Source organism: Microbacterium sp. Y547 (genome assembly GCF_057669785.1).
In genome coordinates, this window is sequence record NZ_JBYHFN010000008.1 from 1 (window position 1) to 23,458 (window position 23,458).

A 23,458-nucleotide genomic window follows, 5' to 3' on the forward strand; every position below is an offset into this window, starting at 1 on the left:
ACCCGTCAACCAAAGTAGGGGCAGTCCCGTAAGACCGGTCAGGGCCGCGGCTGGAATCCGTTCACGAGGCATCCTCTCTGCGCGCGCGCGCATTGAGCAGGATGAGGGTGCCGATACCAACAAGCGTGATTAGTGCGGACACGACCAACAGCAGCCTGCGGTTTTCGCCGTACTGCGCCGGGTCCGCGAGGAACATGAAAAACACGAAGAATAATAAACCCACTACGGCAATGAGGCAGGGAAAGACGACGAAAGCCAGAAAGCGCATCAATCGGTGAACGAACGACGGCATTCGCTATCCGCCCCTTACCCGCCCAGCGCGAACGAGATGGACCCACCTATCGCGAAGCAGACTAAGCCTACGGCGAGAGCGCCCGCTCCTCCGCCGGTTGCCGACAACGCACCCGCCACAGCGGCCCCGCCGTAACAAAGTGCTGCTCCCCCTGCTCCCCAGAGAGCATTCTGAGCTCTCGCCGGCGTGAGCACTCCGGAGATAGCCTCGCCAGCGTCCCGTCCATCAAGATATGCCTGCACACCTGTGAGAAAAAGGTCAATGATCGTCGTCAGCGCAGACAAGCCGCTCGGATCTGAGTAGCCAATTGGGTTTCCGACGGCATAAGCGTACGGGTGTGATTCTTGACCACTGGGGTCCATTTGGGTGAAGCGCCCGAGGCTAGTGTCGTAGTAGCGGGCGCCGAGTTTGTAGATGCCGTCGCCGTCGTGGTGTCCGCCGATGTATCTGAGGCTGTTGCCGGTGACGGCGGCGTTGGTGGAGGTGGCGCGAGCTTCTCCGTAAGGGCTGTAGGAGTAGCCGCCGGTGTATCCGCCGGTGGCGTTGAAGATGCCGACGACCGATCCGAGGTGGTCGTGGATGTAGTACTGCCCGGCGGTGCCGCGCAGTCCGATGGCTTGTCCGTCGGGGGTGCGGGTGTAGTTGTGGGTACTGCCGGAGCTGGTGCGTTGCATGACGCCGAGCGCGGAGCTGTTGAACGTTGCCGTCCCCGCGGAGAGCCGGTCGGTGTTCCCCAGCCCGAAGTACCCGTTGTCGGTGCCGCCGATCGCGGTGACCTGTCCGCGATCTCCATACGTGCTGCTGATGCCAGTGAGGCCGTTTCGGGTCTGGTTGCCGGCGGCGTCATAGGTCCAGATGGTGGCCTGTCCGGTGGCGGAGGTGAGCTGGTTGGCGGCGTTGTACCCGTAGGTGATCGTCCCCGCCGCAGCACCGGTCGATCCGGAGCGGATCTGGCTGGTGCGGTTGCTGGCAGCGTCGTACCCGTAACCCCAGGATGCGGTCGTGGTCGCGCCGGATTTCTCCTGAGCGAGGGTGAGCCGGTTGCGGGAGTCGTGCGTGTAACTGGTGATCGCCCCGGCGGTGATGCCTTCTTCTTTGTGAGCGGTGCGGGTTTGCACGTTGACCCGGTCACCGGTGCCGCCGGTCGGGTTGTAGGAGTATCCGATGTCCACGGCTGTCGTCCCCGCCGCGTTCTTGGCGGTGATGCGCGTAGGACGACCGGAGTCATCGCGGGCGGTGACCGTGTTCGCCCCACCCGGCAGGACTCGTTTAGTCTCGACCCCGTTGTCGTCGTACTCGAACAAGATGCAGCCCGAGTTGGACGCCGGGTTCCCGCTGGTGGGGCAGTTGCCGCCGGGTTCACGCAGCTTCACCAGCTGGTTCGCGACGTCATACGTGTACGTTGTCGTGCCGGCGCTGTCGGTATAGGTGAGGACGTTCCCGACCTCGTCATACGTGTACGTCTGGGTGACACCAGAACGGGGCCCGGCCTGTTCGAGGATGCGGCCCTGGTTGTCGTACTCAAACGAGATCACACCCCCAGCAGAATCGGTCCGTGTCTCTTCCAGCCCGTTCGGGTAGTAGGTGCTGGTGAGGGTCTGGGCGTTGTCGAACGTGGTCTGCAGGATCCGGTCACGGACGTCATAGGTGTAGCCGGTGGTGTCGCCGTTCCCGTCGGTGACGGACGTGACACGACCCAACGAGTCGTACGTGTAGCTGGTGGATCCCAGTGGGCTGGGCGGAGTGACGGTCGTGAGGTTTCCGTGCGTGTCGTACGCGTAGGCGGTGGTGTTGCCTTTGCCGTCTTTGGTGGAGCACACCTGACCGGCAAATCCACCACACGTCCCGTACGTTCGCTCGAGCTCCGCGACGGCCGTCGACCCTGTCGTGTCGGATTGCTTGAGCAGGTTCCCTGCGGTGTCGTACTCGTATTGCTTGCTGTTCCCGGCGTCATCGGTGGTGCACTTCGGCTGGAACGCGGTCCCCGTGTTCGGCGCGGAGCACCCTGCCCCGATCGCATACACCGCAGCGGCTGCCGCTCCCGTCGGCAGTTGCGCGTTCGTGCGGTTTCCGGATCCGTCGTAGGTGTACGTCGTCGTGTTTAGTCCGAGGGCGTCCGTCGTGGACTGGATGTCGCTGTTCGCCGTCCACGTCTGCGTGCGTTCCCGGTTCAATGCGTCCTTCGCCGACGTCACCCGACCTTCCGAGTCGATCAGATACGTCGCAGCGTTCCCATTCGAGTCAGTTACGACCGTCTGCCCCGCCGAGTAGGCGAACGTCGTCTCGATGCCGGGCTCCTGCGACACCTTCGTGATGCGGTCCGACGTGTCGTATTCAAACTCGACAGTCGTCGAACCGCCAGCGACTGCGCTCGGCAGCTCGATGCTCGACAGCAGGGACGCGCTGTTGTAGGCGTAGGTGGTGTCTTCCCCGTCGACCGCGGTAACCCCGGTCAGTCTCGCCGCACCATCAGTGGTGTAGTAGATCTCACGGTTCGCGTCATCACGCACAGTGTTGCCGTAGAAGAACTGGAAGTAGTCGAAGTACAGCGAGCGACCACTGTCGTGCGCCGCGGTATGGATCGGATCCATTCCCCAGAAAGTCGTCCCGACGCCGTTTCGATCGTACGCGGCGGTGAGGTACCCGGAGGCACTGAATTCGTGGCGGTCGCCCGATCTGTTGTGGGTGATCGTATACCGCGCGTCCGTGCTGGACGGGTTCTCGGTGAGGGTCATGTTCGACCCCGCCGGTGACGTATAGCTGGTCGACGTCCCGACGCGGGGGAAGTAGAGCTCCACACCGCTGGGTCCGAGGTGGGTCACGCCGCCGGCATCGATGATCAGGCCCGTGTCATAGGTGCCGTTGTTCGAGCCCCACCCGAGACCGAGTGATCCGTACTCGGTGGCGAGGCTGTTGTAGAACCGGTCGTGACGAAGCGAATAGCCCGGCCCCGCGATCGCGATATCTTGCGCCTTGACCAGCAGGTTGCCGTTAGCGAGGTTCACCTGCGCGCTGCTCTCCGCTGACAGCGCAAGATCGTGGAAGCTGAACCACGGCATCTCACCCAGCCCCGGAGCCCCGACCGTCGGGCTGGCGGATCCGCGGCGCTGCTCCCCGCCGAACTCTGCACGCGCGGCCGCTTGGAACAGTGCCTTCCCGGTAGCCCAGTCGTGTTCCGGTTCTTCATACACGGGGACAGTCGGTTCGCCTACGGGCGGAGGCGTCCACGCTGCCGGCGGGGGCTCTGTGCCCGTTGCCGAAGTGCTGGCGCCGTGGGCAGGTGCCGCAATCGACAGCGGGCCATCACCGCCATGGTTGCGAACACGCTGATGAATGCTTTCGAAGTGCGCAAGAGAGCCCCCGCCTCGTCGCGAACCCAAGGTCAGCCGATCTCGGCGAGACAGGCATCGAGCTCCCCTGAGCGTTTGGGTGATCCAACCACATGCACACAGGGAACGTCCAGCAAATTCTGAGGTGAGGATGCCAAATCGCGGCTCCGTGCTCACTGGGGCTTCTATGAGGCGCACGCTCTTTCGGACGGCCGAAGCGCATTGGGCCTAAGCAGAATGCAAGGTGACGTCCCCTGGAGTGGTGGAGGATTCGGCGGGGTTGTCTTCGTCGGAGACGTTGGTGTGCGCTGCCTCAAACGCCACATCGCGAACGAGGTCTACGCCGGCCTGCTCAACCCCGCCACCGACCACTCAGTCGGCCGCGAGCTCCGGGCACGCCGACAGGCGATCAGCACCCCGATCAGCGTCCTCGCCGCAACTCTCGGCGTCCCCTACCAGCGGCTACGCCGACTCGAGATCGGCACCGAGCCGACCCAGAACTCGAACGCCGCGCCAACCTCGCGCTCGCTCAGCTCGAAGGCCCGGAGACTGCTTGACAGCAATAGGAGCTTCCACTCCGCGGGACGTCACCCGTCGAGTTCCCGGCACATTCCCGGCACAAGGCGCCCGCAAACGCGACTGCATTCGGATGTTGCCGCCGTAGATGGACGTAGCGTTCGCCGCGGGCGGTGAGCGAAAAGGCACCCTGACCGGGGGGATAAAGAAACCCCCGTGTGTAGAAGCCACACGAGGGTTTCAGTGGCTCCGACGGGCGTCGATCCCGTGACCTCACGATTTTCAGTCGTGCGCTCTACCAACTGAGCTACAGAGCCGAGTGGCATCCGAGAATGTCACTCCTGAAACGAAAGGCCCTCTCATAAGAAAGGGCCCGTCGCTCAGAGCGACCCTGACGGGACTTGAACCCGCGACCTCCGCCGTGACAGGGCGGCACGCTAACCAACTGCGCTACAGGGCCATGCGTATTGAATTGTATGCGGTATGTGTGACCCCAACGGGATTCGAACCCGTGCTACCGCCGTGAAAGGGCGGCGTCCTAGGCCGCTAAACGATGGGGCCGAATGAACCTTGGACCGTTCAGACCCGCCGTTCACCTACCGACGCTCAAGCATACGAGATGAATCGGCAATGTGCCAATCGAGCGCGCGCCGCCGCCTCTGCGGGGGTGTCACGGGGGAGACTTGCCTGGTTCTGAGCCGCGGAAAGTTGCGGGCGGACTCGTTGCGTCTGTGAACGGTGTTGCTAGTGTGATCGAGGTTGTTTCTCTCGGCAGGAGGTTGCGGTGGACTCCGAGCAGGCCCACGACGAGTGCGGTTGCGCGCCCTCCGAGAAAGAGCGACGCAGCCTCTGGCCGTCGCTCAGCCGGCGCTCCGCGCTCGGCCTCGGTGTGCTCGGTGCCGCCGTCGTCGGTGGCCTCGGCGGACCCCTCGTCGCCCCCGCATTCGCCGCTTCGTACCCCACGTGGGACGAAGTGCAGCGTGCCAAAGCCAGTGAAGCGGCCAAGGCGGCACAGGTCGCGAAGATCGAGGGCCTCATCTCGTCGCTCACGACCGAGGTCGCCCGAAAGAATCAGCTCGCCGAGCAGGCCGCCGATGAGTACTTCGTCGCACAGCAGGAGTACCTCGAAGCCGCCTATCGCACGGACCAGCTGCAAGCCGAAGCCGACGCCCAGGCGGGTGTCGCGAAGGATGCCGCCGACAAGGCCGGCCGCGTCGCAGCCCAGCTCTACCGCAACGGCGGAGATGACACGGCGCTCGAGCTCTTCTTCGCAGGGTCAGCCGCCTCGGCCGATGACCTTCTGGCACGGCTCGGCACGATGGACAAGCTCCTCGAGCGCAACAACGATGTCTACGCGCAGGCGGTCACAGCTCGCGACGCCGCGCAGGGGATCACCGACCGAGCCGAGATCCAGCGCCAGGAGCGCGACCGGCTGCGGGTGATCGCAGAAGACAAGATGGCTGCCGCGCAGCGGGCGGCCGACGCCGCTGCCGCCGCGCTCGCTGAGCAGCAGCAGTACCTCGGCACCCTCGAAGCGCAGCTTGCGGCGCTCAAGGACACGACGGCCAAGACCGTCGCCCAGTACGAAGAAGGCGAGCGGATCCGCAAGGAAGCCGAGCGCAAGGCCCGTGAAGAAGCTGACCGCAAGGCCCGCGAAGAAGCCGCCGCGATCGGTGGCGGTGGTGGTGGCGGCGGCGGCGGTGGCGGCGGCGGCTCCGTCGGCGGAAGCGGGTGGGCGCGGCCGTCGGGCGGACGCCTCACCTCGGGGTACGGACCTCGCACCGGCCAGTGCGGCCACCAGGGCTGCGCGAGCACGTGGCACCTCGGCACCGACATGGCAGCAGGCTGCGGAGCGGGGATCTACGCCGCGGCGGCAGGCACGGTCTCGATGTCGCAGGTCTACAGCGGGTACGGCAACTACATCCGCATCGAGCACGGTGGCGGCATCGCCACGGGGTACGCCCACGCGTCGCAACTGCTGGTCGGCCGCGGGCAGTGGGTCAACGCAGGACAGCTCATCGCCCGCGAGGGAATGACCGGGCGCTCCTTCGGATGCCACCTGCACTTCGAGGTCTACACCCCTGGCGGCACCGTCAACCCGCAGAACTTCATGGCGGCCCGCGGCGTCTGGCTCTGATCGCCCTCGCACGACCCGCAACGAAACTGCGCCCTATCCCTGCGGCGCACGGGGCGGCGCAGGGATAGGGCGCGAGTCGACTCAGGAGTGCGCGTCAGAGCGTGTTCGGCGCGACGCCGCCACCCTGGGTCTTGGTCTGTCCTTCGTGCTCGGCGAACCGCTGGAACGCCTCGGTCACGAGACGCTCGGCCTCGGCGGCGCCTGCCCAGTCGTCGACCTTGACCCACTTGTTGGGCTCGAGGTCCTTGTAGTGCTCGAAGAAGTGCGCGATCTCGTTCTTGGTCCACTCGTCGATGTCGTCGACGTCTTGGATGTGGGCCCAGCGCGGGTCCTTGGCGAGCACGGCGACGACCTTGTCGTCGCCGCCGGCCTCGTCGCTCATCTTGAGCACGGCGACGGGGCGCACGCTCGCGAGGATGCCGGGGTACAGGTCGCGGTCGAGCAGCACGAGCACGTCGAGCGGGTCGCCGTCTTCGCCGAGGGTGTTCTCGAAGAAGCCGTAGTTCGTGGGGTATCCGAACACCGTGTAGAGGATGCGGTCGAGGAAGACGCGGCCCGTGCCGTGGTCGACCTCATACTTGACGCGGCTGCCCCGCGGGATCTCGATGACTGCGTCGTACGCGCCCATGCTGCTGCTCCTAGGGTCGGGGAAAAGTCCGCGACCAGCCTAGTCGCGGGCACTTGGCCGCGCAGACGGCGCGGCTGCGCCGTCGCGGCCCGGATCGCCCGAAGCCGCGCACACGGCCCCCCCCGGTACCGTGGTGAGGTGACCGAGCACAGACCGGGCCTGCACCCCGCCGTCGCCGAGGTTCGCCGCGCCGCGCGCGGCGCGCTCGCCGCGGTGCCCGCTGATTCTGCCGTCGTCGTGGGGCTGTCGGGCGGGGCCGATTCGCTGGCGCTCGCCGCCGCGACGGCGTTCGCCGCCCCGGCTCGGGGCATCCGGGCGACGGCGGTCGTCGTCGATCACGGGTTGCAGGACGGATCTGGCGACGTCGCCGCCGCGGCGGCCGGTCAGGCCCGGCGTCTCGGCCTCGACACCCGGATCGTGCGCGTCGACGTCGGAGACGAGGGCGGTCCCGAGGCGGCGGCGCGCGCCGCGCGCTATGGCGCTCTCGGTGCTGCGGCGCTCGAACTCGGGGCGGCCGCGATCCTCGTCGGCCACACGCGCGACGACCAGGCCGAGACCGTTCTTCTCGGGCTCGCTCGGGGATCGGGCGCCACGAGCCTGTCGGGCATGGCGCCCTCGTCCGACCTCGGGGGAACCCCGCTGCTGCGCCCCCTGCTCGATGTGACGCGTGCGACGACCGAGGCGGCGTGCGCCGCCGAAGGGCTGACCCCGTGGCGTGACCCGCACAACACCGACGTACGGTTTGCCCGCGTGCGGGTGCGCGAGACGGTGCTGCCCGTGCTCGAGCGAGAGCTCGGACCTGGCGTCGCCGACGCTCTCGCCCGCACGGCGGCGCAGTTGCGCGAAGATGCCGAAGCGTTCGACGAGATGATCGCCGAGACGATCGAGGACATCGTCGAACACGCTGAGGCCGGCATCGCGGTCTCGGTCGCGGCGCTCGCCGCCAATCCCGCGGCGCTGCGGCACCGCATCATCCGGCACGTCGTGGCCAGTGAGTTCCACGAGAGCCTGACGCGCGCCCAGACCCTCGAGGTCGCCCGCCTCGTGACCGGATGGACGGGTCAGGGCCCTCTCGACCTGCCGGGTTGCACGGCCCGCCGCGTGGGCAGCCGCGTCATCTTCACCGCCCGAGGCTGACAGAGACCGCGCGCCGCCTCGGTGGCGGCGGCGCGCGGTCGAGCAACTCTCGTGCGTGCACGAGGGCTGTCTGGCGCGCCTTGACACTCTCGCGAGCCTCGACCTACACTCGCCGATACACCCTCCATTCATATGTCGAATAAGTATGCGGGACGGTGGTTCGCAGTTCGAAGGTGAAAGCAGGGGCCATGAGTGCGTTCTCGGATATCGACGATCCCACTGATCTGACCGCGGTTCGCGCGGCGATCGCAGCAGGCGAACGGCCCGATGCGCTCACGCCGCTGGGCCTCAAGCGGCTCGTGATCGAAGACAACGCATCGGCGCGCGCAACGGCCGAGATGCGCGAGTTGCTGCGCGGCGAGCAGCACGGGTCCGGCGAGACCGTCATCGCCGTTCTCGTCGATGCCACGCCCATCCTGTCGGGCGAGACTCTGCTCAAACCGCGTGTCATCGAGCAGCTGTCGCGTGATTTCGAAGTGACCGAGGTCGTGCTGGGCACGCCCGGGCACCTCCACGTCGACGACGACGCGCTGCGCGCGGCGACCGACGCGGTTCGGGGGGCCCACGGCATCGTCTCGATCGGCTCAGGCACGATCTCAGACATCGCCAAGCTCGCTTCAGCGGCGGCCGGCAACCTCCCCCTGGTCATCATCCAGACGGCGGCGTCGGTCGACGGCTACACCGACAACGTCTCTGTCGTGCTGCGCGCCGGCGCGAAGCGCACGATCGACTCCCGCTGGCCCGAGGTCGTGCTCGCCGACACCGCCGTCATCCGCACCGCGCCGCGCGAGCTCAACTCCGCAGGCTTCGGCGAGGTGCAATCGCTCTTCACCGCTCCGGCGGATTGGTGGCTCGCGTCGCAGGTGGGCACCGACACGAGTTTCCACACGACCCCGCGCGATCTGCTGCAGGAATTCGCCGGCGATCCCGCGCAATGGGGCGTCGGGCTCGGCTCGGGCGCTCCCCATGCCGTTGAGCAGCTCACGCGGGTCCTCGCGATCCGGGGGATCGGCACGGGCATCGCAGGTTCGACCGCTTGCCTGTCCGGAGTCGAGCACCTCGTCAGCCACATGCTCGACATGTACGCCGTCGCGACCGGTCGTGAGGTGGGTCTGCACGGCGCTCAGGTGGGTGTCGCTTCGGTCGTGGCCGCGAGTGCCTGGGCGCACCTGCTCGAACAGATCCGCGCGGGGCGCGAGATCACAGCGCCCGAGGGCGACGCACGCGCACGCGTGCTCGAAGCCTTCGCCGTGTGCGACCCGAGCGGGGCGCTCGGCGAAGAGTGCTGGAAGGACTACTCCGCCAAGCGCACGGCCTGGGCCGCCGCCGGCGATGCCCCCCTGCGACTGCTGGCCGACGCGGACGCGCTCGTGTCGCGACTGGGGGGCATGCTTCCCGACGGCCAGGCGCTCGCTTCCGCGCTCGCTGCGGCCGAAGCTCCCCTGCGCGTGCCGGACCTCGGTGACTGGGTCACCCCAGAGGTATGGCACTGGGCCGTGGCGAACTGCCTGTACATGCGTAACCGCGTGACCGTGATCGACCTGCTCGCTGAAGCGGGCTGGTGGACCACGGGCGACGTCGCCGCCGTGATCGCCCGCGCCGAAGACGCCGCCGCGAAGGCCGCGGGAGCAACGCCGTGATCGACGTCGTGCTCGCCATCGACTGCTCGACGACGGGCGCGAAGTGCATCGCGTGGGACCTCGAGGGCCGTGCGATCGCGAGCGGGCGCAGCGAGCTGCCCCTGTCTATCCCGCAGCCCGGATGGGGCGAGCAGGACCCGCGTGATTGGTGGGGTGCCACGACCGCGGCCGTCCGCGAGTGCCTCGCGCAGATCGACCCCGGCCGCGTCGCAGCCCTCGCGGTCACGCACCAGCGCGAGAGCTTCGCGTGCGTCGACGCGGACGGCGAGGCGCTGCGTCCTGCAATGCTGTGGCTCGATGCCCGCGCTGGCGCGCAGGTCGATCGCTTCGGCTCCGAACGCATCCACGCGCTCACGGGCAAACCGCCCAACCCGACGCCCGCGCTCTACAAACTGCTGTGGCTCGCCGAGAACGAGCCGGACGCGCTCGCCCGCACGGCGAAGGTCGTCGAGGTGCATGGCTATCTCGTGCATCGCCTCACAGGGCTGTGGGTGACCTCGACCGCGAGCGCGGATCCGCTCGGGCTCATGGACTTCGCCGCGGGCGAGTATGCGCCCGAGGTGCTCGACCTCGTGGGTCTCACCACGGACCACCTCGCCGATCTCGTGGCGCCGGGCACCCCCATCGGCACGCTGACCGCCGCCGCTGCCGACGAGCTCGGGCTCGCTGCATCCGTCCTCGTGGTCGCCGGTTCCGGGGACGGCCAATCCGCGGGCCTCGGTGCGGGCGTCACCGCACCCGGAGATGCCTATCTCAATCTTGGAACCGGACTCATCGCAGGCATCTTCAGCCCGACCTATCGGCCCCGTCTGTCACATCGTTCGATGGCGGGGGCCATGGCCGGGAGCGTCAACAACGAACTCTTCGTCGGAGCAGGGACCTTCCTGGTCTCGTGGTTCCTCAATGAGATCGCCGCCGGGGAGCCGGCCGATGTTTCGCGCGAGGAGTACTGGCAGACTCAGGCCGCCGCCATCGCGCCCGGGGCCGAGGGTCTGTTCGTCGTGCCGTACTGGAACGGCCAGCTCACTCCGCTGTGGGACCACCGGGCGCGGGGCGTCATGATCGGGTTCGGTGGCGTCCACACGCGCGCGCACATCTATCGGGCGGTGCTCGAGGGCATCGCGTTCGAACTGCGCTGGTGTCTCGAGCACGCCGAACCGCACTTCGACGAGCGCGTACGCGAGTTCGTCGCGATGGGCGGAGGCGCGCGCAGTCCGCTGTGGTGCCAGATCTTCGCGGACGTGCTCGGTCGGCCGCTCGTGCTCGCCGGTCACGATGAGGCGACGGCGCTCGGTGCGGGCATCCTCGCGGCCGCGGGCGCGGGGCTTCACGCAAATGTGGCGGATGCCGCGGCGACGATGACGCGGCGTGGGCGTCGGTACGAACCCGATCCCGCCGCGGTCCGGCGATACGACGCGCTCTACGGGGTGTATCGCGAGGTCTATCCCGCCGTTCGCCCCCTGTTCCCGGCCATTGCGGAGGTGGCCGATGTCTGACGCAGACGTGCGGCGCCGGCGCCCCGACGACTGGTTCGACGCCTACCTCTTCGACCTGGACGGGACGGTCTATCTCGGCGATGAGCTGCTTCCGGGCGCTCGGGAGCTGCTCGACGGGCTGCGAGACCGCGGGGCTCGGCGCGTGTTCCTCTCGAACAATCCGACGCGCGATCCGCAGATGTACCTCGACAAGCTCACGCGCCTCGGCATCGCGGTGTCGCACGAGGAGATCGTCAATACCATCGTCAGCACCGTCGCGTGGTTGAAGGCGCAGCATCCGAAGGCCGTCGTCTACCCCATCGCCGAAGCGCCCCTCGTGCGGGCGCTCGCCGCGGCCGGGATCGCGATGAGCGACGATCCCGCCGAGATCGACATCGTGATCGCGAGCTACGACCGCGCATTCGACTACAGCAAGCTGCAGATCGCTTTCGATGCGCTGTGGCAGCACGGGCGAGCAATCCTCATCACGACCAACCCGGATCGGTACTGTCCTTTTCCGGGTGGGCGAGGAGAACCCGATGCCGCCGGCATCATCGCCGCTCTGGAGGCGACCACCGGGGTGCGCTGCTCGGCCAACATGGGCAAACCCGACCGCATCATGATCGAGTCCGTCCTGGGGCTTCTCGGCCCTGACGTCGGGCGCGTCGTCATGGTCGGCGACCGCCTCGAGACCGATGTGCGGATGGGAATCAACGCCGGCATCAGCACGGCTCTCGTCCTGACCGGCGACTCGCAGCTTGCCGATGTCCAGCGCTGCGAGCCCCGCTTGCGGCCGGACTTCATCCTCGACCGCATCGATGACCTTGTACCTGCCGGGGCGCTTGCACGGCCAGGGCACGCCACATAGAATACTCATACACACGCGGAATAGTTATTCCCACGACGGAGAGGGTCGACCGATGGACGGTTTGTCCGACGAGTTCCTGCTCGAGATGCAGCGCAGGATGCTGCGCATCCGCGCGTTCGACGAGCGCGCATCCAAGATGGTCAAGCGTGGGCACATCCCCGGCACCGTGCACACGTCGATCGGTCAGGAAGCCCAGGTCGTCGGCGCGACGATGGCGCTGCGCGACGGCGACTACATGACGGGCAACCACCGCAGTCACGGCCACCCCATCGGCAAGGGCTCTCCGCTCGGACCGCTCATGGCCGAGCTCCAGGGCAAGGCCACGGGCGTCTGCAAGGGCAAGGGCGGTTCGCTGCACCTCGCCGACTTCTCGGTCGGCAGCCTGGGCGAGTCTGGCATCGTCGGCTCCTCCATCCCGATCGCGATGGGCGCTGCGCTGTCGTCGCAGGTGCTGGGCCGCGACTCGGTCGCGCTCGCCTTCTTCGGTGACGGTGCCGCCAATCAGGGTGTGCTCTACGAATCGATGAACATGTCGGGCGTGTGGAAGCTCCCCGTGATCTTCCTGTGCGAGAACAACCAGTACGCACTGTCGACCCCGGCGCACACCGTCACGAGCGGCGTCATCGCCGACCGCGCCGCCGGCTTCGGGATGCCCGGTGTCCGGGTCGAAGAGGGCCAGGACGTGCTCGCGGTCTATGCGGCCGTCGCGAGCGCCGTCGAGCGCGCGCGCAGTGGTGGAGGGCCCACCCTCGTCGAGGTCGTCACCTACCGCTACAACGAGCACTCCGAGGGGCTGCGACTGGGCACCGACTATCGTCCCGCCGACGAGCGCGAGGCATGGCTCCAGAAAGACCCGCTCGTGCTCTTCCGCGAGCACCTCGTCGCGAACGGTCACTCCACCGAGGCGATGGATGCCCTGGAGGCCGAGGTCCTCGCCGAGGTCGACGAGGCGGTCCGCTTCTCTGAAGAGAGCCCCTTCCCCGATCCTTCTGTCGCCTTCGAAGACCTCTACACGGATACGGAGTACTCAGCATGAGCGTCATGAGCTTCCTCGGCGCGATCGGCGCCGCCCAGCGCGAGGCGATGGATGCCGACGAGCGCGTCATCATCATCGGCGAAGACGTCGAGGCCAACGTGTACGGCACGACCGGTGGCGGGAAGGCGCGTCGTGAGACGGGTGACTTCGTGCAGATGTACGGGTCGAACCGCATCCGCAACACCCCCATCTCTGAAGAAGGCATCGTCGGGGCGGCTGCCGGTGCCGCGATGACGGGCCTGCGCCCGATCGTCGACCTGTCGTATTCGAGCTTTCTCTACATGGCGATGGACCAGCTCGTGAATCAGGTCGCCAAGAACCGCTACATGTTCGGCGGTCAGGCCTCGATGCCCGCGGTGTTCCGCTCGGCGATGTTCTACGGCCTGAACACCGGCGCCCACCACTCCGACCGTCCCTACCCGATGTTCATGAACGTCCCGGGCCTGAAGATCATGGTGCCGTCCAGCCCGACCGACGCGAAGGGCCTCCTGCGCGCCGCGATCGACATGGACGACCCCGTCCTCACCTTCGAAGCGTGCCTCCTGTGGGGCAGCAAGGAAGAAGTGCCCGACGAGGAGTTCCAGATTCCGTTCGGTGTCGCTCGCACGGCCCGTGAGGGAACCGACGTGACGATCGTCGCGATCTCCAGCTCCGTGCCTGAAGCCCTCGCCGCTGCCGAAGAGCTCGCCGCCGAGGGCGTGTCGGCAGAGGTCATCGACCCTCGCACGCTCGTCCCGCTGGACCGTGACGCCATCCTTCGCTCGGTCGCCAAGACCGGCCGACTGGTGATCGCCGAGCCCGCGCACCGCACGTGCGGTGCGGCCGCCGAGATCAGCGCGATCGCCTCGGAAGAGGTCTTCGACGCGCTCACCGCGCCGATCGTGCGCCTCACGGCTCCCGACATGCAGATCCCCTTCAGCCCTTCGCTGGAGAAGCAGATGTACCCCAACAAGGACGGAATCGCCGCCGCTGTACGTCGCGTGACCGGCCTGACGGCTCCCGCCGCAGCGGGCGCCTGATTCGACGCAGAACCAAGGAGAGAACGATGGCACGAGTAGAAGTCCTGCTCCCGCAGTGGGGCATGGGAATGAGCGAAGGCTCGATCATCGAGTGGCACAAGAAGGTCGGGGACCGGGTCACCGAAGACGAGCCCTTGGCCGAGGTCGAGGCAGAGAAGGTCGAAGAGACCCTCGAGGCGCCCGCGACCGGCACGCTGACCGAGATCCTGGTCGACGAGGGCGACTCCGTCGAGGTGCGCAGCATCGTCGCGATCATCGAGACGGACTGACCCGCACGAGTGTGGATGGGCGAAGAAGCCCAGAAGGAGAAAAGCATCATGGCTCGAGTCGATCCTCTAGGTCTGATCACCGCCGCGCAGGAAGGCGGCTACGCCGTCGGCGCGTTCAACATGCACAACCCCGAGACGACGCAGGCGCTGATCCGCGCGGCTCAGGCTGCCCAGGCGCCGGTGTTCCTGCAGGTCGGTCGGGCGATCGTGCCGCACATGGGTCTGCGCGCGGCCTATGAGATGACGCGCCGCGAGCTGGACGCATCCGGCCTGCAGGCGCCCATCCATCTCGACCACGGCACCTACGACGAGGTGTTCGAGGCGATCCGGCTCGGGTTCGACTCGATCATGTTCGACGGCGCGCACCTCGACTTCGAGGAGAACATCCGCGTCACGGCAGAGGTCGTCCGCGTCGCCCACGCCTTTGGCATTCCGGTAGAGGCCGAGCTCGGCCGCATCCCGGATGCCGCTGACGACATCCGCTGGGAGGACTACTACACGAGTGTCGAAGAAGCGGAGCGCTTCGTCGCCGAAACAGGTGTGGACCTGCTCGCGATCTCAGCCGGCGTCATGCACGGCGTGACCGGAATCGAACCGCAGCCGCTCGACATCGACCGGATCCGCGCGATCCGCCATGTCACCGGCATCCCGCTCGTGCTGCACGGTGCCTCGGGGGTCCCCGTCGACCAGCTGCGCGCGGCTACCGAGGCAGGCGTGCACAAGTTCAACGCCGACACCGACCTGCGGCACGCGTTCCGCGCCGGCATCGAAGAGACATGGTCGCAGGGCGACCGTCAGTTCGAGGAAGCCATGGCCGTCGGCCGTGACCGCATGATCGAGGCAACCGTGCAGAAGATGCAGGAGTACGGATGCGCGGGTCGGGCATCCGCGACCGCGGCCTCGGCGGACGCAGCGGTGCCGGCGTGAGCGAGGCCGTCGAAGAAGGCGTCGTCGAGCCGCTCAAGGGGCTTCGCCGCACGGCTGCGCGCCGAATGGTGCAGGCCTGGGCAGCCCCGGTCTTCCACGTCACGGCCGAGGTCGACATGACCGCCGCACTGCGCGTGCGCGCCGCAGAGCCGACCGCCAACGTCACCGACGCGATCCTGCGTGCCGTGGCCCGAGCGCTCGCCGAGGTGCCCGACCTCAACGTGCACGTCGCCGAGGACGCCGTCGTGCGCTTCTCGAAGGCGAACATCGGTGTTGCGGTCGACACTCCCAAGGGGCTCGTCGTGCCCGTCGTGCACGACGTCTCCCGTGACGATCTCGCGTCGATCGCGCGGGTCCGCGCCGACGTTGTGACCCGCGCCCGTGACGGAGCCCTGACCCGTGACGACATCACGGGCGGCACCTTCACCGTCTCGAACCTCGGGATGATGGGCGTCACGCGCTTCGACGCGATTCTCAACGTGCCGCAAGCGGCGATCCTCGCCGTCGGGGCGACGGTGCAGCGCTTCGTGCAGCGCGACGGAGAGGGCGTCTGGGCGCCGATCGCCGAGTACACGCTCACGTGCGATCACCGCGCCATCGACGGAGCCACGGGCGCGCGCTTTCTCGCGGCGTTCAAGACCGCGCTCGAGGAGCCGCTCTCCTGAGCCGCGACACGGCATCCGACGCATCAGGGTGCAGTCTCCTCGAGAGGGGGACTGCACCCTATGCTCGTGGCATCGACACGCAGCATTCCGCCACCGCCGTCGTCCGCTCCGTCCCGGTTCCGGGTGAGCGGGGCGCCGGCGCCGATGTTCTCTCGTCGCTCGACCTGCTGTACGCCCTCGCCGAGCATCGTGCTCCCGACCGGGTCGTGCGTGTCTTCCGGCCCGCGCCGACCCTCGCCTTCAGTCGCAGGGAGAGCCTGCACCCGAGCTTCGCCGCCGCCGAGAAGGCCGCGCGCGAGGCCGGATACGAGCCGATCATCCGCCCCGCCGGGGGGCGCGCCGTCGCGCTCGACCCGGACTGGGTCGTGCTCGATATCGTGACCCTGGAGCCGCAGCGGCTCGACAACCGCGACGTCTTCATGGACCACGGCGAGGAGTTCGTCGCGCTGCTGCGGGAGTGGGGGGTCGACGCGCGTTTCGGCGCCGTGCCGGGGGAGTACTGCCCCGGTGATTACAGCGTCAACGCGCGCGGTCAGGTCAAGCTCGTCGGCACGGCGCAACGTGTCGCCCGTGGCGTGCGCCTCTACAGCGCGAGTGTGCCTTTGCGGGTCACCTCCGCCGCGCGCACAGTTCTGACGCGGGTGAACGCGCTCCTCGAGCTCGACTGGAACCCGGATACGCTCGGCTCGCTCGCCGACGAGATCGACATGACGGATGCCGCCGTCGAAGAGGCGCTGTGCGCGCGCTTCGCGGGCCCACACGTCGTCCACCGCACGCTTGATGACGTCCTGCGTGGTGGCTGAGCCCGGGTAGGGACTCGGGCGCTACGAGAGCCCACCAGAAAGAGGAGGTCCCGCCGTCCGTCGGCAGGACCTCCTCTTTCTGCGTCGAGTGCTACCTGCCGCCGCTCTGCGCCTTCGAGGACTGGCGGTCGGTCATGACGGCCGCGACGATGACGGCACCGAGGACGACGGGCTGCAGGTTCGGTGAGACGCCGAGAAGTGACATCCCGTTGTTCAGTACGCCGATGATGAGCAGACCCACGAACGTGCCGAGCACCGAGCCCGTGCCGCCCGCGAGACTCGCGCCGCCGATCACGACGACCGCGATGACGTTCAGCAGATCGGCGGCACCGGCCGTCGGCTGGGCCGAGTCCAGGCGCGACGTGACGAGCAGGCCGGCGACAGCGGCGAGAAGCCCCGCAATCGTATAGACGAGCAGCTTCATGCGGCGGACGGGAATGCCTGACAGGCGGGCGACTTCCTCGTTGCCGCCGATCGCGTAGAGCGCGCGCCCACCGGGGCGGAAGCGCAGCCAGAAGGCCGCGATGAGGAAGACACCCACCAGGATGATGCCCTGGATCGGCACGCCCAGGACGCTCATGCGCGTGAGGGCCGTGAACCACTCGGGGAAGCCGTTGACGGTGTTGCCGCCCGTGATGAACACGGCGAGTCCCGTCGCGGCCGACATCGTCGCCAGAGTCGCGATGAAGGGCTGCAACCTGCCGTAGGTGATGAGGATGCCGTTGAGCAGCCCGATGCCGGCGCCAGTGGCCAGCCCCAGCACAAGCGCGAGCTCGAAGGGCAGGCCCGAGTAGCTGTACAGGTAGGCCATCGTCATCGAGCTGAGCGCCAGCACGGCGCCCACCGACAGGTCGATGCCGGCGACGATGATGACCATCAGTGCCCCGACCGACATGACGCCGATCGCCGAGATCTGCGTGAGGATGTTCAGCAGGTTCCGCGACGTGAGGAAGTACGGCGAGAGGAACGACAGCAGGATGAAGATCACGACGAGCCCGACGAGCGGACCGGGGATCTTCGAAAGGATGCGACGGACACGGCCCTCGCCGGACGCACCGTCCGTGGGGACGGTGCGCTGCGCGACCGTCGCGGGACTCGGAGTCGACGGGTTCGTCGAGGTCGAGGGTTCGGAAACGCTCATCGTTTCATCTCCAGGGAAAGAGTTCGGGATCAGAGGTGGGCGGTCTCGGCGTGCTGGGGCAGCGCGAGACGCATGACGGCTTCGGGAGTGGCCGCATCGCGGTCGAGGATGCCCTGCTGGCGACCGCCGGACATCACGAGCACGCGGTGCGAGAGGCCGAGGACCTCTTCGAGCTCGGAGGACACCACGATGATGGCGACGCCGTCATCGGCGAGACGGCGGATGGCGTCGTAGATCGTCATCTTCGCTCCGACGTCGACGCCGCGCGTCGGTTCGTCGAGGATGAGGACCTTGGGCTGCTTGATGAGCCACTTGGCCAGGAGCACTTTCTGCTGGTTGCCGCCCGAGAGGTGGCCGACACTGGCATCGGCCTGGCCCCGGATGTCGAGCTCACGGCGCTGCGTGCGGTAGGTCTTGGCGAGCTCCTTGTGGGTGACGATGCCGCGCCGTGACAGTTCCTTCTGCCACGGGAGGGTCATGTTCTCGGTGCTGTCGCGACTGAGCAGGAGCCCCTGCGACTTGCGGTCCTCGGGCACCATGGCGATGCCGGCGCGGATGCCGTCACGGGGATTTCGGATCGTCACCGGACGGCCGTCGATGCGGATCTCACCCGTGTCAGCGCGGTCGGCGCCGGCGATGGCTCGCACGACTTCGCTGCGCCCTGCGCCGACCAGGCCGGCGATCCCGAGGATCTCGCCCGCGCGGACGGAGAAATCGATCCCCTCGAAGGCGCCGGTGCGACCGAGCCCGGAGACCTGGATGATCGTCTTCTCGGCCGCCGCGGGTGGTGTGTCGTGGCCGTAGGTGAAGTCGCGGCCGACCATGGCGCGAACGATGTCATCCCGCGGCACGTCGCCGGTATCCCACCGAGCCGCTTCGTGGCCGTCGCGCAGGCAGAGGATCGCGTCGGAGAGGCGCGTGATCTCCTCGATGCGGTGCGAGATGTAGACGATGCCGGCGCCCGCCGACCGCAGCGCGTCGATCTGGTCGAAGACGCGGGCGGTCTCGGACTTGCCGAGTGAGGCGGAGGGCTCGTCGAAGATGATGTAGCGGGGTTCGCGGCTGAGAGCGCGCGCGATCTCGATCTCCTGCTGGGCGGCGATCGAGAGGTCGCCGACGCGCTGGCGCGGGTCCATGCGCGAGCCGAGGCGGTCCAACACGGCGCGGGCCTCCGCATTGAGGCGGTTGCGGTCGATCCCTCCGCGCTTGCGCGGCAGGCGTCCGATGAAGATGTTCTCGGCAACGGAGAGTTCGGGCACCATCCGAATCTCCTGGTGAATGAGCACGACGCCGGAGCGGAGCGCATCGCCGGGTGAACCCGGTGCATACCGTTCACCGTCGATCGTCATCGTGCCGCCGTCGGGCTGGACGAGACCGGCGATCATGCCCGAGGTCGTCGACTTGCCCGCGCCGTTCTCGCCGACGAGACCGAGCACCGACCCCGGCGTCAGGGTGATGTCGATGTCCTTCACGACGGTGACGCCGCCGTAGCGCTTCGTCAGACCCGTGCAGACGAGGCCAGTCGCGGCGGATGCTGCGCGTTCAGCCATGGCATGGCTCCTTCCGGATGAGGGTGGTGCGGCGCGGGGCCGCACCACCCATCAGGGGCGTCGGGTCAGCGAGTGCCGACGTTCGGGCCGTAGAACTTCGTCGGGTCGTTCTCGGCGACGTTCGCCTTGTTCACGAGCACGGCGTCCTGATACTGCTCGGCCGGGATGTCGTCGCCTTCACCCTCGAGGAGCGCGATGGCGTTCTCGACCGCGAGCTGGCCCATCATGTAGGGCTGCTGCGCCATGGTGGCGTGGGTGAGGCCGTCCGAGATGGCGTCGAACATGGTCGGGAAGCCGTCGATGCCGACGAAGAACATGCCGTCGCGGCCCGCCTGCTGGGCGGCCTTGGCCGCGCCCATCGCCATAGCGTCGCTCTCGCCGAAGATCGCCTTGAGGTTCGGGTGCGCCGTCAGGATGTTCTGCGAGGCGTCGAACGCCTGGCTCTCATCCCAGTTGGCGCTCTCCCACTGCACGTCGTTGATGCCCGGGTTCTCGTCGATCGCCTGCTGGCATCCCTCGGAGCGCTGGAGCTCCGCGGTCGAGCCGAGCGGCCCCTGCAGCACGGCGATGTCGCCCTCGTTGCCGATCTGTTCGAACATCCAGGTGCAGACCTCGTATGCGGCCTTGACGCTGTCCGTCGCGATGAAGGTGCGGATCTCGGCGTCGTCGGTCTCGGGCTTCTGGTCCACCGCGACGACCGGCACGCCGGCGTCGTTCGCGAGGCGCACACCGGCGGCGGCCGCCGTGGCGTCCTGCGGGGTGTAGATGAGCACGCCGACCTGCTGCGTAAGCAGGTTCTGCACCTGGTTGACCTGGCGGCTGGCGTCATTGTCGGCGGACTCGACGATGAGTTCGTAGCCCGCTTCCTCAGCCGCGGCCTTCATGCCATCAACCGCTGCGATGTAGAACAGCGACTTCTGGTCGGCGACCGAGACGCCGATCACCTTCGAATCGCTCGGCCCGCCGTCCGCGCCGCCACCGGAGTCGGTCGTGCTGCAGCCGGCGATGCCGAGTGCGGCGATCGCGAGTCCGGCGAGGAGCGTAGCCCCGCGGCGCTTGCTGTGATTGGTCATTGCGTTTCTCCCTCGAAACCTGTGTGGAGTGACATCTGAATACCTATGCGACTATCGAATTGAGATGCCGTTGGAGTGATGCTAGGCCTCGGTCCGTCGGGTGTCAAGCGGCTGCGACGGGCGCGAGAAGGCGCGCCGACGCGGTTGCGTCGACGTGGGGGCGCGGTTGCTCAGGCGGAGGATGGGCCTTGTTCGAGGAGGTAGCGCGCTGTCTCTTCGTCGGTCACGAGCACATTGATCCACCCGCCGCGTACGGCGGCGAGCACGGCGTCGTGTTTCCCGGCGCCGCCCGAGACTCCGATGCGACGCTCGGCGCGGCGAATCTGCTCGAGGCTCACGCCGAGCACGAGCTCGTCGAGTTCGGATGCGACGGGCCGCCCGTCGGCATCCATGAATCGCAGATTGATCTCGCCGACGGCGCCCAGTGATCGCGCCCTGTCGAACTGTTCCTGCGTGAAGAAGTTGTCACCGCCCACCAGCGGCGGCACGATCGTGCAATTGCCGATGCCGACGAGGGCGATGTCCAGCTGCGACATCGTTTCGAGCGCGCGCCGGGCGTGCGGGTCGTTCGCGAGGATCGCTTCGCGCATCTGTGGGGTCGGCACGACGCCCGGCACGCGCATGAACAGCGCCTCGGCGTCGGTGAGCTTCGCGAATCGCTCGGTCGCCACGGTGGCCACGTGCTGGATCGCGGGCTGTCCGACGCCGCCGAGCAGCTCGACGACCGCCCGCGCCTTCGCGCGAGGGAACCGCTGCAGATTGGCGACGAAACTGCGCAGCGATCGGCTCCACGATGTGAAGCCGATCGTCTTGCCGTCGATCGGAGCGACCTGGAAGATCGGGGCGAGTGCGCGGCCGACGTGGTCGGTGCGTTCGCGCTCGGACTCGTCGATCGCATCGACGACGTGGGCCTCGAGCAGTCCGAAGTCCTGCTCGAGGCGCTGCTCGAGATCCGCGTTGAGCCCGGGGGGCGGAACCACGATCGTGCGCACGATGCCGGCATCCTCTGCGGAAGAGAGCAGCCGCGAGACCCTCGCCTGCGAGAGGCCCAACGTGCGCGCGATCTCTGTCTGCACCATCCCGCGCGTGTGATAGAGGTGCGAGACCTTCGTCATCATGCGCTGGGCGTCGGGGTCGTTGCGGTCCTGGGGCATCGATTGCCTTTCCTGTCTCCGCCTGGGATTTGAGTCATTCTGTCAGACTGGGCCAGGGCCCCAGGCGTCCCAGGATCAGCTTGTCCCATTCCCCTCGGCGGTTCTCGCGCTACACTAGCGGAAGGCCATTCAGTCAACGACTGAATATTCACGCCATCGTCGAGGAGGCACCGTGACCAAGGCTGGACAGCTCACGTACGACGTCGTCGTGATCGGCGCAGGGATCAACGGGCTCGGCATCGCTCGCGACGCCGCCGAGCGTGGTCTCTCGGTGGCGCTGGTCGAGCAAGAGGACCTGTGCTTCGGAGTCTCGGCCTGGTCGGGCCGCCTTGTGCACGGGGGGCTGCGTTACCTCGAGCGCGGTGACATCCGTCTCGTGCGCGAATCGCTGCGCGAGCGCGAGCTCCTGTTCCGCGTCGCGCCGCATCTCGTGAAGCCCGTGCGCCTCATCATGCCCTTCTACTCTCGCAACACCCGCCCCTCGTGGATGATCCGCCTCGGCATGCTCGCGTACGACGTGCTCTCCGCGGACAAATCCGTGCCCTGGCATCGCGTGCTGTCTGCGCGAGCCATCAAGAACCGCTTCCCGGGAATGAACGCGACCGGCCTGAGTGGCGCGGCCCTGTTCACCGACGGCCAGGTCGAGTACGCCGAGCGGCTCTGTGCCGAGCTCGCGGTCGCCGCCGCCGACGCCGGTGCCCGAATCCACATCCACACGAAGGCCGTCGGCGTGCTGCGGGACGGCGGGGCCGTGACCGGCGTGCGCGTGCGCACCGACGACGGGGAAGAGCGCGACATCCGGGCCCGCGTCACGATCAACGCGGGCGGCCCGTGGGTCGACGACGTGCTGGCGGGTGAGTCCGGCCAGGCTGTGGCGTCGCCGCGCCTCATCGGCGGGGCGAAAGGCAGCCACATCATCGTCGACCGGTTCCCCGGTGCCCCGACGGACGTCGTGTACTACGAGTCGCAGACGGACGGACGCCTCGTTCTCGTGATCCCGTGGATGGGGCGATACCTCATCGGCTGCACCGACATCAAGTACGACCTCGAGCCGGACTCGGCCCGTGCGGAGAGCGACGAGGTCGATTACCTCCTCACCGAGGCGAACGCACTCATGCCCGACGCCAACCTCACGGCCGACGATGTGCTTTACACATACAGCGGTGTGCGCCCACTGCCGTATGCGCCGGACATCCCGGAATGGAAAGTGCCGCGCAGCCACATCGTCCGTGACCATGCGCAGGACGGATACCCCGGCATCCTGTCCATCGTCGGAGGCAAGCTCACGACGTATCGGCAGCTCGCTGAGGACGCCACCGACCTCGCCGTGAAGAAGCTCAAGGCTCGCGCTCGCAAGAAGCCGATCAGCAAACAGCAGCCGTTTCCCGGCGCGCGCGCCGCCGACCTCGCCGCGTTCGAGCGGGCCTTCCTGGCGAACACGACGATCGACTCGGACACATCGCGCCGCCTCTGGTCGTTGTACGGCACCCGCGCGCAGCAGGTCCTCGAGCTCGCCCAGCGGGACCCCGCCCTTGCCGAGCGCTTCGATCCTGACAGCCCCGCAATCGCCGCCGAACTCATCTTCGCGGTCGACGACGAGTTCGCCGAAACCCTCACCGACGTCTTCGCGCGCCGCATCCTGCTGGCCTTCGAACCCGGCCACGGGCTCGGTGGCGCCGAGCGCGCCGCCGAGATCCTCGCCGCTCACCGCGGATGGGACGATGACCGCCGCTCGGCCGAGATCGCGGGCTACCGTGAATGGCTCGATCACTTGCGCGTTCCCGAGCGCGTCTGACTCG

Annotated in this window: 19 protein-coding genes and 3 tRNA genes; 12 read left to right on the forward strand and 10 right to left on the reverse strand. The window is 67.8% G+C overall.

The window, feature by feature from the left end; genetic code table 11:
• Positions 1-61 precede the first annotated feature (61 nt).
• From AC25Y0_RS12285 to AC25Y0_RS12305, 5 genes are all read right to left on the reverse strand, one after another.
• Positions 62-292, reverse strand: a complete 231-nt coding sequence (locus AC25Y0_RS12285) for a hypothetical protein (RefSeq protein WP_488134728.1) — start codon at positions 290-292, stop codon at positions 62-64.
• A 14-nt stretch (positions 293-306) separates the two neighbouring features.
• A complete protein-coding gene (locus tag AC25Y0_RS12290; protein ID WP_488134729.1) occupies positions 307-3,798 on the reverse strand; it encodes an RHS repeat domain-containing protein in 3,492 nt (1,163 codons plus the stop codon).
• A 583-nt stretch (positions 3,799-4,381) separates the two neighbouring features.
• Positions 4,382-4,454 (reverse strand) — tRNA-Phe (locus AC25Y0_RS12295).
• A gap of 69 nt (positions 4,455-4,523) precedes the next feature.
• Positions 4,524-4,597 (reverse strand) — tRNA-Asp (locus AC25Y0_RS12300).
• A 28-nt stretch (positions 4,598-4,625) separates the two neighbouring features.
• Positions 4,626-4,698: transfer RNA gene (locus tag AC25Y0_RS12305), tRNA-Glu, on the reverse strand.
• A 223-nt stretch (positions 4,699-4,921) separates the two neighbouring features.
• On the opposite strand from AC25Y0_RS12305, the gene AC25Y0_RS12310 reads away from it, so the two are divergent.
• Positions 4,922-6,274, forward strand: a complete 1,353-nt coding sequence (locus AC25Y0_RS12310; protein WP_488134730.1) for a M23 family metallopeptidase — start codon at positions 4,922-4,924, stop codon at positions 6,272-6,274.
• Positions 6,275-6,368: 94 nt separating this feature from the next.
• Here the strand turns inward: AC25Y0_RS12310 and AC25Y0_RS12315 are convergent, their stop codons facing one another.
• Entirely contained in the window at positions 6,369-6,902 is a 534-nt protein-coding gene (locus AC25Y0_RS12315; RefSeq protein WP_488124056.1) for an inorganic diphosphatase, read from the reverse strand.
• Positions 6,903-7,040: 138 nt separating this feature from the next.
• On the opposite strand from AC25Y0_RS12315, the gene tilS reads away from it, so the two are divergent.
• The 10 genes from tilS to AC25Y0_RS12365 all read left to right on the forward strand — a co-directional run bounded on the left by tilS (position 7,041) and on the right by AC25Y0_RS12365 (position 16,741).
• Entirely contained in the window at positions 7,041-8,039 is a 999-nt protein-coding gene (gene tilS, locus AC25Y0_RS12320) for a tRNA lysidine(34) synthetase TilS (protein WP_488134731.1), read from the forward strand.
• A gap of 188 nt (positions 8,040-8,227) precedes the next feature.
• Positions 8,228-9,679, forward strand: coding sequence for an iron-containing alcohol dehydrogenase (locus AC25Y0_RS12325; RefSeq protein WP_488134732.1), 1,452 nt, complete (start codon positions 8,228-8,230; stop codon positions 9,677-9,679).
• Entirely contained in the window at positions 9,676-11,175 is a 1,500-nt protein-coding gene (locus AC25Y0_RS12330) for a xylulokinase (RefSeq protein WP_488134733.1), read from the forward strand. The genes AC25Y0_RS12325 and AC25Y0_RS12330 overlap by 4 nt, the downstream gene beginning before the upstream one ends.
• A complete protein-coding gene (locus AC25Y0_RS12335) occupies positions 11,168-12,022 on the forward strand; it encodes an HAD-IIA family hydrolase (RefSeq protein ID WP_488124060.1) in 855 nt (284 codons plus the stop codon). The genes AC25Y0_RS12330 and AC25Y0_RS12335 overlap by 8 nt, the downstream gene beginning before the upstream one ends.
• 52 nt (positions 12,023-12,074) lie before the next feature.
• Positions 12,075-13,058 carry a thiamine pyrophosphate-dependent dehydrogenase E1 component subunit alpha gene (locus AC25Y0_RS12340; protein ID WP_488124061.1) on the forward strand — a complete coding sequence of 328 codons (984 nt, stop codon included), beginning with the start codon at positions 12,075-12,077 and terminating at the stop codon, positions 13,056-13,058.
• Positions 13,055-14,077 (forward strand): alpha-ketoacid dehydrogenase subunit beta, encoded by a 1,023-nt coding sequence (locus AC25Y0_RS12345; protein ID WP_488124062.1) that lies wholly within the window; start codon positions 13,055-13,057, stop codon positions 14,075-14,077. Before AC25Y0_RS12340 ends, AC25Y0_RS12345 begins: the two co-directional genes overlap by 4 nt.
• A gap of 26 nt (positions 14,078-14,103) precedes the next feature.
• The gene (locus AC25Y0_RS12350) at positions 14,104-14,346 is read left to right on the forward strand and encodes a lipoyl domain-containing protein (RefSeq protein WP_488124063.1); all 243 of its coding nucleotides are present in this window, start codon (positions 14,104-14,106) and stop codon (positions 14,344-14,346) included.
• A 48-nt stretch (positions 14,347-14,394) separates the two neighbouring features.
• Positions 14,395-15,273 carry a class II fructose-bisphosphate aldolase gene (locus tag AC25Y0_RS12355; RefSeq protein ID WP_488124064.1) on the forward strand — a complete coding sequence of 293 codons (879 nt, stop codon included), beginning with the start codon at positions 14,395-14,397 and terminating at the stop codon, positions 15,271-15,273.
• Positions 15,216-15,938 carry a 2-oxo acid dehydrogenase subunit E2 gene (locus AC25Y0_RS12360; RefSeq protein ID WP_488124065.1) on the forward strand — a complete coding sequence of 241 codons (723 nt, stop codon included), beginning with the start codon at positions 15,216-15,218 and terminating at the stop codon, positions 15,936-15,938. The genes AC25Y0_RS12355 and AC25Y0_RS12360 overlap by 58 nt, the downstream gene beginning before the upstream one ends.
• Positions 15,854-16,741, forward strand: a complete 888-nt coding sequence (locus tag AC25Y0_RS12365; protein WP_488124066.1) for a lipoyl protein ligase domain-containing protein — start codon at positions 15,854-15,856, stop codon at positions 16,739-16,741. Before AC25Y0_RS12360 ends, AC25Y0_RS12365 begins: the two co-directional genes overlap by 85 nt.
• Positions 16,742-16,832: 91 nt before the next feature.
• On the opposite strand, the gene AC25Y0_RS12370 is transcribed toward AC25Y0_RS12365, so the two are convergent.
• From AC25Y0_RS12370 to AC25Y0_RS12385, 4 genes are all read right to left on the reverse strand, one after another.
• On the reverse strand, positions 16,833-17,882 hold the full coding sequence (locus AC25Y0_RS12370) for an ABC transporter permease (RefSeq protein WP_488134734.1): 1,050 nt from the start codon (positions 17,880-17,882) through the stop codon (positions 16,833-16,835).
• Positions 17,883-17,911: 29 nt separating this feature from the next.
• On the reverse strand, positions 17,912-19,432 hold the full coding sequence (locus AC25Y0_RS12375; RefSeq protein ID WP_488124068.1) for a sugar ABC transporter ATP-binding protein: 1,521 nt from the start codon (positions 19,430-19,432) through the stop codon (positions 17,912-17,914).
• Positions 19,433-19,497: 65 nt separating this feature from the next.
• Positions 19,498-20,505: a substrate-binding domain-containing protein gene (locus tag AC25Y0_RS12380; RefSeq protein ID WP_488124069.1), complete on the reverse strand. Its 1,008-nt coding sequence runs from the start codon at positions 20,503-20,505 to the stop codon at positions 19,498-19,500.
• 170 nt (positions 20,506-20,675) lie between these two features.
• A complete protein-coding gene (locus tag AC25Y0_RS12385; RefSeq protein WP_488124070.1) occupies positions 20,676-21,659 on the reverse strand; it encodes a sugar-binding transcriptional regulator in 984 nt (327 codons plus the stop codon).
• Between the two features lie 172 nt (positions 21,660-21,831).
• Here AC25Y0_RS12385 and glpD point away from each other — a divergent pair, with 172 nt between their 5' ends.
• The gene (gene glpD, locus AC25Y0_RS12390) at positions 21,832-23,454 is read left to right on the forward strand and encodes a glycerol-3-phosphate dehydrogenase (RefSeq protein ID WP_488124071.1); all 1,623 of its coding nucleotides are present in this window, start codon (positions 21,832-21,834) and stop codon (positions 23,452-23,454) included.
• Positions 23,455-23,458 lie beyond the last annotated feature (4 nt).

Bases quoted from the DNA above. Each gene is read 5' to 3' on its own strand.
- AC25Y0_RS12355 (WP_488124064.1), top strand. From the start codon at position 14,395: ATGGCTCGAGTCGATCCTCTAGGTCTGATCACCGCCGCGCAGGAAGGC.
- AC25Y0_RS12285 (WP_488134728.1), bottom strand. From the start codon at position 292: ATGCCGTCGTTCGTTCACCGATTGATGCGCTTTCTGGCTTTCGTCGTC.
- AC25Y0_RS12315 (WP_488124056.1), bottom strand. From the start codon at position 6,902: ATGGGCGCGTACGACGCAGTCATCGAGATCCCGCGGGGCAGCCGCGTC.
- AC25Y0_RS12360 (WP_488124065.1), top strand. From the start codon at position 15,216: ATGCGCGGGTCGGGCATCCGCGACCGCGGCCTCGGCGGACGCAGCGGT.
- AC25Y0_RS12375 (WP_488124068.1), bottom strand. From the start codon at position 19,432: ATGGCTGAACGCGCAGCATCCGCCGCGACTGGCCTCGTCTGCACGGGT.
- AC25Y0_RS12350 (WP_488124063.1), top strand. From the start codon at position 14,104: ATGGCACGAGTAGAAGTCCTGCTCCCGCAGTGGGGCATGGGAATGAGC.
- AC25Y0_RS12325 (WP_488134732.1), top strand. From the start codon at position 8,228: ATGAGTGCGTTCTCGGATATCGACGATCCCACTGATCTGACCGCGGTT.
- AC25Y0_RS12370 (WP_488134734.1), bottom strand. From the start codon at position 17,882: ATGAGCGTTTCCGAACCCTCGACCTCGACGAACCCGTCGACTCCGAGT.
- AC25Y0_RS12345 (WP_488124062.1), top strand. From the start codon at position 13,055: ATGAGCGTCATGAGCTTCCTCGGCGCGATCGGCGCCGCCCAGCGCGAG.
- AC25Y0_RS12380 (WP_488124069.1), bottom strand. From the start codon at position 20,505: ATGACCAATCACAGCAAGCGCCGCGGGGCTACGCTCCTCGCCGGACTC.
- AC25Y0_RS12385 (WP_488124070.1), bottom strand. From the start codon at position 21,659: ATGCCCCAGGACCGCAACGACCCCGACGCCCAGCGCATGATGACGAAG.
- AC25Y0_RS12340 (WP_488124061.1), top strand. From the start codon at position 12,075: ATGGACGGTTTGTCCGACGAGTTCCTGCTCGAGATGCAGCGCAGGATG.
- AC25Y0_RS12335 (WP_488124060.1), top strand. From the start codon at position 11,168: ATGTCTGACGCAGACGTGCGGCGCCGGCGCCCCGACGACTGGTTCGAC.